Source organism: Bacillus sp. TL12 (assembly GCF_022625245.1).
In the GTDB taxonomy this organism is placed as follows: Bacteria; Bacillota; Bacilli; order Bacillales; family Bacillaceae_G; genus Bacillus_A.
Genome location: NZ_JAJJBY010000014.1, coordinates 76994 through 90446, shown reverse-complemented (window position 1 = coordinate 90446; position 13453 = coordinate 76994). Strand labels below are relative to the sequence as shown.

14 protein-coding genes are annotated in these 13453 nt (G+C 34.8%); 6 read left to right on the top strand and 8 right to left on the bottom strand.

Going from position 1 to position 13453, the window contains the following annotated elements; genetic code table 11:
• Positions 1-106: 106 nt before the first annotated feature.
• From LOK41_RS15175 to LOK41_RS15165, 3 genes are read left to right on the top strand one after another with little or no spacing between them, the layout of a single operon-like run.
• Positions 107-715: a bifunctional transcriptional activator/DNA repair enzyme AdaA gene (locus LOK41_RS15175; RefSeq protein WP_241817257.1), complete on the top strand. Its 609-nt coding sequence runs from the start codon at positions 107-109 to the stop codon at positions 713-715.
• Complete coding sequence (locus tag LOK41_RS15170; protein WP_241817256.1) at positions 705-1226, top strand: methylated-DNA--[protein]-cysteine S-methyltransferase; 522 nt, start codon at positions 705-707, stop codon at positions 1224-1226. The genes LOK41_RS15175 and LOK41_RS15170 overlap by 11 nt, the downstream gene beginning before the upstream one ends.
• A 10-nt stretch (positions 1227-1236) precedes the next feature.
• On the top strand, positions 1237-2340 hold the full coding sequence (locus LOK41_RS15165; protein ID WP_241817255.1) for a DNA-3-methyladenine glycosylase 2: 1104 nt from the start codon (positions 1237-1239) through the stop codon (positions 2338-2340).
• Positions 2341-2378: 38 nt separating this feature from the next.
• Here the strand turns inward: LOK41_RS15165 and pepT are convergent, their stop codons facing one another.
• From pepT to LOK41_RS15150, 3 genes are all read right to left on the bottom strand, one after another.
• Positions 2379-3611: a peptidase T gene (gene pepT / locus LOK41_RS15160; RefSeq protein WP_241817254.1), complete on the bottom strand. Its 1233-nt coding sequence runs from the start codon at positions 3609-3611 to the stop codon at positions 2379-2381.
• Positions 3612-3886: 275 nt separating this feature from the next.
• Complete coding sequence (locus LOK41_RS15155) at positions 3887-4528, bottom strand: 2OG-Fe(II) oxygenase (protein WP_241817253.1); 642 nt, start codon at positions 4526-4528, stop codon at positions 3887-3889.
• Positions 4529-4861: 333 nt separating this feature from the next.
• Positions 4862-5251 (bottom strand): VOC family protein, encoded by a 390-nt coding sequence (locus LOK41_RS15150; RefSeq protein ID WP_174102184.1) that lies wholly within the window; start codon positions 5249-5251, stop codon positions 4862-4864.
• Positions 5252-5497: 246 nt separating this feature from the next.
• Between LOK41_RS15150 and LOK41_RS15145 the strand changes: the two genes are divergently transcribed.
• Both LOK41_RS15145 and LOK41_RS15140 read left to right on the top strand, forming a co-directional pair.
• Positions 5498-6688, top strand: a complete 1191-nt coding sequence (locus LOK41_RS15145; RefSeq protein ID WP_241817252.1) for a DUF2515 domain-containing protein — start codon at positions 5498-5500, stop codon at positions 6686-6688.
• On the top strand, positions 6585-7064 hold the full coding sequence (locus LOK41_RS15140) for a CBO0543 family protein (protein WP_481748818.1): 480 nt from the start codon (positions 6585-6587) through the stop codon (positions 7062-7064). Before LOK41_RS15145 ends, LOK41_RS15140 begins: the two co-directional genes overlap by 104 nt.
• A 76-nt stretch (positions 7065-7140) precedes the next feature.
• On the opposite strand, the gene LOK41_RS15135 is transcribed toward LOK41_RS15140, so the two are convergent.
• Positions 7141-7929, bottom strand: coding sequence for an HAD-IIB family hydrolase (locus LOK41_RS15135; RefSeq protein ID WP_241817251.1), 789 nt, complete (start codon positions 7927-7929; stop codon positions 7141-7143).
• A gap of 73 nt (positions 7930-8002) precedes the next feature.
• Here LOK41_RS15135 and LOK41_RS15130 point away from each other — a divergent pair, with 73 nt between their 5' ends.
• The gene (locus tag LOK41_RS15130) at positions 8003-8692 is read left to right on the top strand and encodes a Crp/Fnr family transcriptional regulator (protein WP_241817250.1); all 690 of its coding nucleotides are present in this window, start codon (positions 8003-8005) and stop codon (positions 8690-8692) included.
• A gap of 102 nt (positions 8693-8794) precedes the next feature.
• Here LOK41_RS15130 and LOK41_RS15125 read toward each other — a convergent pair whose 3' ends face one another.
• From LOK41_RS15125 to LOK41_RS15110, 4 genes are all read right to left on the bottom strand, one after another.
• A complete protein-coding gene (locus LOK41_RS15125; protein WP_241817249.1) occupies positions 8795-9217 on the bottom strand; it encodes a YfmQ family protein in 423 nt (140 codons plus the stop codon).
• Between the two features lie 50 nt (positions 9218-9267).
• Positions 9268-10704, bottom strand: coding sequence for a MocR-like pyridoxine biosynthesis transcription factor PdxR (gene pdxR / locus LOK41_RS15120; protein ID WP_241817248.1), 1437 nt, complete (start codon positions 10702-10704; stop codon positions 9268-9270).
• 492 nt (positions 10705-11196) lie between these two features.
• Positions 11197-11391 carry a cytochrome c biogenesis protein ResB gene (locus LOK41_RS15115; protein WP_241817247.1) on the bottom strand — a complete coding sequence of 65 codons (195 nt, stop codon included), beginning with the start codon at positions 11389-11391 and terminating at the stop codon, positions 11197-11199.
• A 386-nt stretch (positions 11392-11777) separates the two neighbouring features.
• Positions 11778-13169 (bottom strand): amino acid permease, encoded by a 1392-nt coding sequence (locus LOK41_RS15110; RefSeq protein ID WP_174102190.1) that lies wholly within the window; start codon positions 13167-13169, stop codon positions 11778-11780.
• Positions 13170-13453 lie beyond the last annotated feature (284 nt).

Sequence of the window (13453 nt, the reverse complement as noted above, 5' to 3'; positions counted from 1 at the left end):
ACAAAATATAACGTCTATCATTTTCACCTTTGTAATCTTGCTCTTACATTCATAAATACGTACGTGCGTACTTGTTTCAGGGTATACTAATTTCGGAGGTGATTCCATGCAAAATGAGAGATTACAATTCGAAACAAGTGTAAATCATTTGACGAATGAACGCTGGCAAGCGATTATACATAACGATGCTTCTTATGATGACAAATTTTTTTACGCCGTAAAGACAACAGGTATTTTTTGCCGTCCATCATGTAAATCTAGAACACCTAACAAAGACAATGTACGAATTTTCCTCAATGCAAAACATGCACTATCCGAAAAATTCCGTCCTTGCAAACGTTGTAAGCCAAATGGATTAAAGTTACCTAATGAAGATTGGATAACTCAAATTATAGAGTACATTGATAAAAATTATCACGAACCATTAACTCTTGAAATACTTGCAGATATGTGTCATGGCAGCCCCTATCATTTACAGCGTACTTTTAAGCGAATGAAAGGCATCACTCCGCTAGAGTATATACAACAATTAAGGATTTCCAAAGCTATGCAGTATCTTACAAATACAAATCAAACAATTATAGAGATAGGTTTTGCTGTGGGTATAGCCAACACTGCACATTTTGCAACATTATTTAAAAAGAAAACAGGGTATACCCCTACTGAATACCGAAAAATGAAGCACACAAGCGAGGGAAAGTACAATGGAATCTAAAACAAATCAAATTATATATTGGACTCTATTTGTTCACGAAAACTGGCATATGTATATTGCCGCAACATCAACAGGATTATGCTTTGTAGGATCTCAAAATCAAACTTTTGAAGAATTAACAACTTGGACGAAAAAACGGTTTCCAAAGCATACTTTAGTTCAGAATCCCTTAAAGTTACAACCATATGTTCAAGAACTAGAAGAGTATCTAAAAACACAACGGGAAGTATTTACATGTCCCATTGATGTTCACGGAACACCATTCCAGTTAGCTGTCTGGAATGCATTACGTGAAATTCCTTATGGAAAAACCTATTCCTACTCGGATATTGCAGCGCTCATTGAAAAACCAAAATCAGTGCGCGCTGTCGGTACTGCAATTGGAACCAATCCTTTATTAATTACAATCCCTTGTCATCGTGTAATTGGAAAGAATGGAAAATTAACTGGATTTCGAGGCGGTTTAGAAATGAAAAAAGAGTTATTAACATTAGAAAAAGCATTGCTGTAGGTGGTTGAAAATGAAAAATGCTACATTTCCTTTTGAATGGGACGCTCCTTATTTTATAGGTAACAAAACAGTTAAAAACTACTGCTTCCCTTGGTGTGAACAAAAGCAGTCCAAAAAAAACAATCAGAAATTTAAATCTAGAAAAGAAGCGGAACAAACTGGTTATCAGCCTTGTAGAAATTGTTGTCCTGAGCTTCCATATAGAGCATGGAAAGATGGAAATGAAAGCATAACATTAATTGTTCCGAAAGAATTTAGCTTTAAACAAAACTTACATTATCTTTCACGTTCCAAAAATGAATGTATGTTTCACATTGAAAACAACAAAATTTATAGAGTCATTCCGATTGAGGGAGAAAACCCGTTAATCGAGACAAGTGTAAATAATGAAGGAAATATCCATGTTCGTTTTTTAGGTGATGAAATGCCGCCTGAGAAATGGGTTCGTGCTAGAGTAGCGAGGTATGTAAGAGAATGGTTTGACTTAGATACGGATTTAACCTCATTTTATGATGTAGCAAAAAACGATGTACTTCTGTCTAAACCAATCAACGAATATTACGGACTACGCAATATGGGAATTCCTGATTTATTTGAGGCACTTTGCTGGGGTATTCTTGGTCAACAAATTAATCTCACATTTGCCTATACATTAAAAAGGCGCTTTGTTGAATCCTTCGGTGAACATATCGAATGGAATAGACGAAAATATTGGATATTTCCAACACCAGAGGTTATCGCCAACCTATCTGTAGAAGATCTAACAGAACTAAAAATGACCATAAGAAAATGTGAATATCTTATTGGTGTCGCAAAACTCATGACACAAGGTGTCTTAAGTAAAGACTTGTTCATAAACAGCGACCTAAAAAATGCCGAGAAAACATTAACCGACATACGCGGTATTGGACCATGGACAGCAAATTATGTTTTAATGCGTTGTCTAAGATTTCCTTCTGCTTTTCCAATTGACGATGTTGGCCTACATAATGTCATTAAACGTTTAACAGGATCAGAAAGTAAACCAACAAAAAAAGAAATAAGAGAGTACGCTTCAGCATGGAAGGATTGGGAATCCTATGCGACCTTTTATTTATGGAGAGTTCTGTATTAAAATCCGGGTAGTAATCAATAACTCCCCGGATTTCCTCTTTATGCCTGCTCTTCAAACAATCGTGCTATTTCTATTATTACATGAGTAGCCTTCTCCATATTATCTACAGAAACGTATTCAAATTTACCGTGGTAGTTTTCCCCACCAGTAAAAATGTTTGGCGTCGGCAAGCCCATATATGATAATTGAGACCCATCCGTCCCTCCGCGAATCGGTTGAATATTTGGTTCAATGTCTAGATTTTTCATCGCCTCATACGCAACATCAACAATTTCCCTAACCGGTTCAATTTTCTCAAGCATATTGTAATACTGATCATTCATCTCAAGAACAATATTTTCTTCACCATATTTTTCTTGCATCTGCTTCGTAATATTTGTAACTTTTTCTTTACGAGCCTCAAAGTTATCACGTTCAAAATCTCGAATAATGTAATGAGATTTACTTTGCTCAACATCACCATTTACAGAAATGAGATGGTAGAAACCTTCATATCCCTCTGTATATTCTGGTGCCTCTTCTACCGGTAACTGCGCATGAAACTCCATCCCTAACTTACTTGCATTGAGCATTTTATTTTTTGCTGTTCCAGGATGCGTATTATTTCCTTTAAAAGTAAGTTTTGCACTTGCAGCATTGAAGCTCTCATACTCCAATCCTCCAAGTGGGCCTCCGTCCATTGTATAAGCGAAAGACGCTCCAAAAGCTTTCACATCAAAGTGAGATGGTCCACGGCCGATTTCTTCATCCGGCGTAAATGCTACTCTTATCTTTCCATGTTTAATTTGTGGGTTATGTAATAAATAATTCATAGCAGTCATGATTTCTGTAAGGCCAGCTTTATCATCTGCCCCAAGAAGTGTTGTTCCATCAGTTGTGATTAAAGTATGACCTTTATATGATGGTAATTCTGGAAATTGTTCTGGTGTTAAAACGACATTCAATTCTTTATTCAAGGTAATTGCCTTACCATCAAAATCTTCATGAATTTGTGGTTTTACATTCTTCCCTGTAAAATCAGTTGCTGTATCTAAATGGGCTAAAAAACCAATTACAGGAACATTTTTATCCGTATTCGCAGGAAGTGTTGCCATGACATACCCATTTTCATCCATCATTACTTCTGTCAAACCAATTTGTTTTAATTCTTCAACTAGTAATTTTCCAAATTCAATTTGCCCCGGTGTTGACGGTACTGTATGACTTTCTTCATTCGATTGTGTATCTATCTTCACATATCTTGTAAATCTTTCTATAAGCTCTTGTTTCAAATCATTTCACTCCTTTTTCATAAATCTCTCTTTATTATAATCCTCATAGCGAAATTTTTTAAAGTTTTTAACTACAATGTAGATTGGAAGGAAAATCGATAAATTTACTTATTACAACAATTCTTATTAACAAACCTATAGGTATATTTTATGTACATGAAATCTGATCCCTCCCACCTCACTTCTTTGTTTCCACTGGATTTTGAGGTGGGAGTGTTACTGTCCGAAAATAGTTGGATAAAAACGTATCAAAAAACTCGTAATCGAATGGTACCTTACAGCAAAGCTCTTCTTCTCATCCATTGCGTCGCAACCCATTTTTCACCTTTTATAACAGGTGAACCACCATGAAGCGTCAGTTCATTTAATGATTTATCATTATAAAAGTATTCAAAGTATACGGCTGAACCTTTTTTCGGAGCTATAGAAAGATCAAGTTTTGGGAAATATGTTTCTCCGCCTTCTTCTACATCGTTTAAATACATCACAAGCGTACTAATACGATTGTTTTCTGCTGCTCTGCTATGTTCTGCAAAGTAATCATAGTGTGCTTTATATTCTTGTCCAGGGGTGTATTTTAAAATATGAAGACCTTCACCATGTTCGGCAGGAATATTCATAATCGAAGACACTCGTTTTTCAATTTTGGCAACGATTTCATTTCCCTCTAAAAATGTACCGCTACTTGTTCGGATATTGTTTACTTCACGAGAAGCACCGATTTTCGAACGTTTCATAGAATCTTTTGATAATTCAATTAACAATTCGCATTCTTCATCACTTAATACATTTGCTAAAACGACAATAAGAGGCTCTTCTACTCTTGAGATAATTTGTATTTCTCTGTCTTCTGTCACAATGGTGTTCCCTGTATGGTTAAAAATCGTTAGTTCTTTATTTTCATTTTGATTTTTCATTATTACTTCCCCTATCTCCCTTAAAAAATAATTAGATAGCATTAATATATCATATTTTCTTATTATTCACTCTTTAATAAATATTGCAATAATTAATGTTCTAGTATACTATAATAGCTGAAAAAGAAGACATGTAATTTCAAATATTTTAAGTGCTTTAGTGAGGAAAAAGACAGACCACATTAGTGCAAACTTATGAACATATAAATCTTCACTCACAAAAAATATTGGAGTCTATTTTGAAGACATTATCATCAAAATAGACTCCAATATTTAGATTATTATCAAGTAAAAACTTGAACAAACGCCCCCCTTTTTATAACTATTCTACCTTTATTTATCTATATGCATAAGTACAATTCTCCATCCATCAGGATCTTCTATTGTAATGCCTTTTTCTTTCCAGTATGGATTTTCCGCTTCAACTTCATGATGACCCATTGCATGTAGTCTATTATTTATTTTTTCAATTTCACTTTTATCCGGTATATAAAATACAAGTAAATTATCTTTTGTTGGAGCTGGACATGGACTACCATTCGTATGCCTTGTAAACTCTAGATGATATTCTACATCAGGCAATCCAAACATAACTCCATCATACCCTTCATGATTATGAAATTCACCTATACGTTTTAATCCTAATCCTTCTTCATAAAATGCAATAACTTCTTCAAATTTATCTGTCGGGCGTGCAATTCTAAAACGAATCCATTTTTTCATGTAATTATCCCCCTATAAAATTTTATTACACTCTTATCTATTAATATAAATGAGTTTAATTTTTATGAAATCACGCTTTCGTATGAAGATGAATTAATACAAAAGGTTGATATTACATGAAATAAGAAGGAACAATTTTTATATCAAAAAAAACCCTTCACATTTATTCAGAACGTGTGTAATAAAATGATAATAACCGTTCTATTAAACTATTTATTGAAATTCATGTTAACGGGAGGAAATAAAATGGATGAAAACAATCGAAAAAGAAAATGGAACGGGTCTTCCAAAGCGATCCCGCTTTTTCTTTTAGAAATAAAAAATGAATTAAAGAAAAAAAGTAAGCTCAAACAAATCCCTCTTAAAACATGTAAATTAACAAAAGAAGAAAAAATGCTAATCCATGAAATTAAAGAACGGACAAAACAACTGAACAAAAATAACGTGACGAGAACACGTGCTTATTATCAGTTTTACCTTCAGTATCCTGAAATACACTGGGCTTTACTTGGACACCTGGTCTCACGTAATGGTGGTTGGAACATGACAGATTTAAAAGGAGATTTATATACAAGACTGTTATCAGAAAAAGATCAACTTATCTACTATTCTTTTTTAGAACGGGGAAACTGGTTAATCTTCCAAGATGTGTATCCACAATTTTTACTATATGAACAAAGCCTCAAAAGATCCAAAACTCTCTTCTACCTCCTACCCCATCTCAACGTCTCAACGTTTATGGAAACGATATGGAACCATTTTTGGAAAACGGGCAATCACTATACATTAGCTGTAGCAACGATTATTAATGAACAAAACTACTTAGAAAAAAGGGTCATTCAAAATGAGCATTTTAAAAAGACCGTATTAAATAGTATTGGATTTAAACTCTTTGACTTCTTACGCTTTAATCATATCCTTTTTCCATACTATGAAGATGAGACCAAACAAAAAACATTGTTATTTGGTGATACAATGAAACACTTTACCTCCTTACATGAACGAATTTTACTAGGTAAACGATTATACTCTTTATTGTTTCGCAACGAACATATGTTATCGAAAGTATTAAATTGGGCTCACGATCGTTCACATACTGCTTCACGAAAAGACTATTGGCCTCATTTGTTTTCCGATGTAAATGAGTCATTTTCCCGTGAATTTTATAAACGTAGAATAAAAAAATGTCACCTCAGAAAAGATGCAAATCGTTTATACAGCCCTCAATTAATATACGCATGGAGAGATTTGGAACATGAAGAGGCAGAAAAAGGGGACTGGTTTGAAGACTGGTGTATCGTAGACTATTTCATTGATAAAGGAGAAAATATAAATGGAAAAATTGAGGATGACTATTGCAAAACGCTTGAAAAAATTGAACTTGCAATTCTCACGAAAAAAAACATCCTTCTCAGAGAAGAAGAAACAGAAGAGTAATCACCTAGCGTTTATAGTCACCATCATTTTCTCCTGTTTCATCGGAACATATTTAGACTTCCTATTTGTGAGTAAACAAATGTATGCTTTTCCAGTAAGGCCATTTTCAAATATCTTTACAATCAACATTGCCTTTACATTACTACTATTACCAACCTTTACTGCTTTCTTTTTACATATTGCAAAATCTTTATCTACATTTTCAAGAATTCTATTTATCATTTTGATTGGCATTTGTGCAAGTATATCGGAGCAATTTGCTGAAAGCTTAGGATTATTCACTCATAGTGAAAACTGGTATCATTCTTATTCTCTCTTCGGATATATGATTTTCATGCTTTTTATGTGGAAGATTTATCGTTGGCTACAATACTAAGTAATGGCTGTAGATTAACAAAAGCATTGTTACTTTATAAAGAAAAAGCAAATTAGAAACTAACTTCTAATTTACTTTAAAGGTTTCTTATTAAGTCCCTTGTATTTCTAGATTCTATGTCTGATAACTTAATAATTTTTTCAATAATACATTGCTCATTACTCTGTAGGCTCATAGATGCAACGGAGCGCAACATTTTATGCTCACCAATACAAATTCCTTCTTTTGCATGCAAAAACATTGGCACATCATTTGCATCGTTACCGAAAGCGATGAATGATCCTTCTTCTATCCCTAACTTTTGTAATCCTTTCCATTTATCAATCCCTAATGGACTTATATCAATAATATCCTCTTGACGATGTGCATACATTTGCACAGGTAGTTCATTTAACACTTGCACTAATTTTTCTTCATTCCCACCAGGGAACAACACAACTTTCACCATTTCATCGATGCAATCAATCGATACATTAGCAGCTAATTTATCGGGATCTATGTTGCGATAAATTGGGTGATTTTCACTTCCAGTATAAGCATAATCCCATTGACTATCGATCAAATAAGCAGGGTGATGCTCCTCTATTAATGACCGAATAGACTTCACAGTTGATTTATCAAATGGTGTAACCTGAGTGACTTTTCCTTCTTTTGCAACAAATGCTCCATTCCCACCAATCATTGAATAGTGATGCATATGCCTTGGTATAACAGGTAATAAATCTCTTATTGGTCTAGCAGATGCAAATATGATTTCATGTCCTCTAGCATGACAAGTATCTAACGCTTGAATAATTCCTTCGGTTAACGGCCTACCTTTGAAACAAATTGTACCATCAATATCAAAAATAAATTTCATATACATCACTCCTTTCTTTTTAATGTAAAAGAATTCTTTTATAATGAACAGGACAGATGTCCGAAAAAGGAGAAAAATCATGAAAAAGATTGAAGACGACTTGCTGCTATCAACTTACTTAGCAAATGAACATATACAGAAACTATTTACACATCCTCATCACCCATTTCAAATTCGACGATTTGATGTAAAAGAGATTGTGTTACACGAAGGAGAAGCTATTGACGGCCTATACATTCAAATATCTGGACGCACAAAAATCACGACGAGCGTGATTACAGGAAAAGCATTATTACTTCGATTTTGTTCTGCCGTTTCCATTATGGGTGATATTGAACTCATTCAAAATGTAAATATACAATCTCATGTAAATGCTGAAGAAAAAAACGATTTTATTTTTATCAATAAACACTATGTTAATAAAGTACTTTTACATGACATTAATTTTTCACAGGAACTTTTACGCCATGTGACTTACAAACTACAAACATGTACGACTGCCTCACGTATTAATTTGCTAGCTTCAGTGGAAACACGATTTGCAAGTTACTTATGCACAATACGAAATACCTCTAAACTATTCGGGAGAGAAATCCGTACAACAGATCATCACGAGATCGCTTCACTTATCGGTACTACAACTCGACATTTAAATCGCGTGATTGAAAAATTAAGTGTAACGAATGTGATTCGCAAAGAAAACAAACAAATTACCGTGAAAGATTGGGAATCTATTGAACGTATTTCTAATGGCTTAAGGTACGAATAATATCGTTATACTACATATTATTGCATTCAAAAAAGGAGCAACTCATTCCAATTGCTCCTTCTCTTTATATTTTTTCCTTGTAAATGGTTTTTAAGCAATCCGTTAAACTACATCTCCCGCTACTAACAAAGGACGGCTTTGAAGTGTTTTAGAACGCAAACTATACGCAACCACTTTCTTCTTATATTGTTTAATCACATCAACACGATCATCGAAACTGTAAATCGAGAACTTAACATCAGATTTGCCTCTCTTTGTCTCAATCACCAATGGAATCCCATCATGCTGTGGTGGAAAATAGTATTTCTCTAAAAATATCGCTTCGTTAAACTGATTAATTATTTGAATTTCATCTTTCCCATCTAAGCGTTTTCCATCAACAGTTACAGTAGCTGCTTCCTCATTAAGTTGTGGATGTAGTTCAAACCTACTGACAAAAGACTCCACAACAGAGTTTGGAATGCTTGAAATTAATATTTTAAGTGCACCGAAAAGAGCTAACATAACTACAAACCAAGTCGTCATATTCTATCATCCCCACTACATTCTGAATTCTTATTATTACATGATTCCTATTATCGCCCGATACCATTTAGAGTCTCTACAAATCTTTTAATCCCTATATGAATAAGATCTGCGTTCGCTCTTCCAAAAGTAAAACGTACATATTCTTTTTTCGAACCTAATACACTCCCTGGAACAAAAGCTACACCATTTTGTATGGCTCTTCCTAATAAATGATATTCATCAATTGAGCCCTGTACTTGACACCATAAATGGATACCGCCTTCTGGAATATGAAATGTAACCTGATTCCCTAATAGTTCCCCAAGACTTGTGACTAATTGATCCCTTCTCTGTTTTAGTTGTTTACGAAGCAAAGAAATATGCGTATGAAAATTTTCTGATTCTAAAAATTGATTCGCAATCCATTGAGGAAAGACACTATGTCCAAAATCTACTTGCTGCTTTGCATCTGCTAAACGCTCAATGACCCGAGGTGGGCCAATCACCCACCCAATTCGTAATCCAGATGCTACGATTTTCGATAATGAACTAATATATAGAACATTTCCATTCGTATCCATAGATTTTAAGGTTGGATTTACGTTGCCATTAAAGGACGTTAAGCTATAAGGATCATCCTCCACAATCGGTATACCAAATTCAGATGACAATTCTAAAATCTTTTTACGACGAGACAATGAGAGAATAGTTCCAGTTGGATTTTGATAGTCCGGATTTAGAAATACCATTCGAATCCGGTGCTTTCTGTGTAAATCTATCAAATCATCCGGATTCATTCCATGTTGATCCACAGGTAAATGGAATATTTTTAACCCAGCGGATTTAAACATCGGAAGTGAAAAACAATACGATGGATCTTCAATGGCAATCGCATCTCCTGGCTTAAGCAAGCACTGCACAATAAGATTAAGTGCCTGCTGCGCCCCTGATGTAATTAAAATAGAGCTTGGATCAACATCTATGTTTTTATATTTATCAACATGTGAAGAGATCGTTCCCCTTAACTTTTCATTTCCTTGTGGATGATCATATCCTAAATTCTCCATAAACATTTGTTCTGAGAGAATCCGACGAAACTGGTCAGCAGGAAACAAATCTCGTGACAACTCACCACTTGCCAAATTAATCAAATTATCCTTCTGAGTTTCTGTTCGAATGTGTTGAACTAGTGGCAAATTCGGGAGAAACGAACCATCTTCTACATATCTTCCCCAGTTTGGTGTACGTTTACGCGATACCCCCCATATATCTGTGTTTACACGTGTCCCGCTTCCTTTTGTTCTCTCGACTACCCCAAGTGATTTCAGTTCCTCATATGCTGCGACTACCGTACTGCGGTTTACTTGCAACTCTTTTGCTAAAGTACGTTCCGAAGGTAACATACGATCTGAAGAAAATTCTCCTGAAGAAATTCCACGTTCTATATAGTCAGCGATTTGTTTATAGACTGGGGTTTTATCTGCACGATTGGGTCTCCATTCCATCTAATTCCCTCCCCTTATCAGCAGTCTTTTTATTAATTAAAATAAAATTAATATGTTAACCTTTGTTTGTTATATACTAAGTATTTTCCTGTTTGCATTTAGCATAGTTTGCCCCATTCATCCCCAGCTATGAAAATATTCACTCGTTCTACAATGTGAGTAGTAGTAACTAAACATATATACGAATTGAATTTCCACCCCTATTGTACATTCACATATTGAGGAATGAAGCTTCTTTAGGTTAAAAAGTGCTACCTCTCTATCCTTATAAAGTGAAACTTTAATCAGTGGGAGGTTTTCTTCATCCCGCACTGATTATTAGCCCTCACCAGTTGGGTTTTTACGGACAGCCCGACTCTCATCTAACCTCTTTACTTTTACTAAACTTTGAGGTAGGAGTCTTACTTCCTGTCAATGCAAGATAAAAAGAATAGTGTTAAAAAATAAACATTCCATTTCATTTAGGCTACCTATTTATCAAAAGTAGCAAGACTACAAGACAGCAACCGCATACCACGTAACTCCTATAAGCAGACTTAAAAGAAGAACGATATAAATAGCAGACAAATTCTTTACATTCTGCTTCGTAGACTGACCGTAATTTTCCTCCGCGTTTCTTGTAACGAACACCGTTCCTAAAAGTGATGCAATTACAATAATAATAACGAATAAAATTGCAAATTTCATTGGCTTTCTCCTTTCTAAAACCAGTCTATTTGAATAGAAAACCTAACCGCTCAACCTAAAAAACTTTATATTTTCTGGATGAAAACATAATCAAAATATTTAAAGCATACTACCCTTCTCTTTTATAATAAGGGATATTCATTTTAAAAGGACCATCCACTTCCACAACTTTTTACTCATCCACTTTACAAGTGAAAAATAGTGTTTCTAAGTAATTGCTACCACTAAAAAATAAAAAAACAATACAAAAAAGCAAACAACCTAATGAGTCTTTCTCACCGGTTGTTTGCTTTATATTAGCTCTACAATTCATTTGAGCTTCTTTATACCTACATCAAAAATTTTTAATGTTATTAATGAGAGAAATGTTAAACAAACGAAGCAAATTAACGGTTAACCACTTCGTTCTCTGTTTGAACATCTACTGGAACACGTTTTCCTATTCCAAAAGCATAAAAACTAATGACAACGATCGCTAGGAAAACAATACCTACAATAAGTGAAATTCGTGTATCTTCATTGAACCACATACCGATTAATACCATAACTAAAAAGGCAATCGTTACATAATTTGTAACAGGCGCAAAAGGCATTTTGAACGGATGATTTTCCATTTCAGCTCCTTTTGCTTTTCTGAATCGAATTTGACTAATCAGAATGACAAACCACGGAACCATACCAGGAAGTACACTTGCGCTGTATACATACACGAATAAGTTTTTTGGTGCAATATAACTTAAAATAACACCAACTGCTAAACCAATCAACACACCAACCGTACCAAATAAAGGCACACCATTACGGGAAATTTTTGTGAAGTATTTTGGTGCTTGTCCATTCACCCCTAATGTATAAAGCATGCGACCTGCACTGTAAATACCACTGTTACATCCAGACATTGCAGCTGTGATTACAACAAAGTTAATCAGTCCAGCTGCTGCTGTAATCCCAATTTTCGCAAAAGTTGCTACAAACGGGCTGCCAATTGAGTTGAGTTGATCCCAAGGATAAACAGTTACAATAACAAAAATTGCACCGATATAGAAAATTAAAATACGCCAAATTGTACTTTGAATTGCTTTCGTTAACGTTTTTTTCGGATCTTTTGCTTCACCAGCTGTAATTCCAATTAATTCAACGCCTTGGTAAGCCCCAACAACTAGTGATAGCGCAAAGAAGAACCCTGACCAGCCACCCGTAAAGAAGCCGCCGTTTTCCCAAAGGTTCGATAATCCAATCGCATTCCCTCCGTTACCAAGTCCAAAGAAGATAAGTCCAAATCCTGCAATAATCATCAACACAATGGTAACAATTTTAATCATCGCAAACCAAAATTCAAATTCACCAAATGATTTAACAGAAATTAAATTCGCCGCACCAAGAATCACCATTGTGATGATACCTGGCACCCAAGCAGGCAGATCCGGGAACCAGTACTGCATGTATGCCCCAACTGCTATAATTTCTGACATCCCAACAATCACCCACTGGAACCAGTTACTCCATGCTGTCATATATCCTGCTAATGGGTGTATATACTTATGGCCAAATGTCGCAAATGAACCTGTACCAGGCTCTACATACAACATTTCTCCCATCGCACGCATAATGAAAAATATAAAAATCCCGGCAATTGCATAAGCTAGCATTACCGATGGGCCTGTCCACCGAATCGTGCTGGCTGATCCCATAAATAAACCAACACCAATTGTACCACCCAAGGCAATCATTTGAATATGACGCGCTTCCAATCCCCTTTTTAGTTCTTTATTTGCCACTTTACTTCCTCCTCATCCACGATTCATAAGCAACATACAATACTACAATTTTTATTAGGTAACAAAGTGATCAAGCAAGCGTCATTTTCTCTCTTTTAAAGCTGCTCTAAACTCATTCCTAACAATTAGAACAAATTCCCCTATCTTCCTTTCTTCATAAAATTACTTATTTTATAATAATTGATTTGTCTGAAAAATACAATTACTTTTCTTGGAAATTAATATGGGTTAATCGATTAGGGAATACTAAATATATTAGTAACAAACAGCGATATTTTCATTAT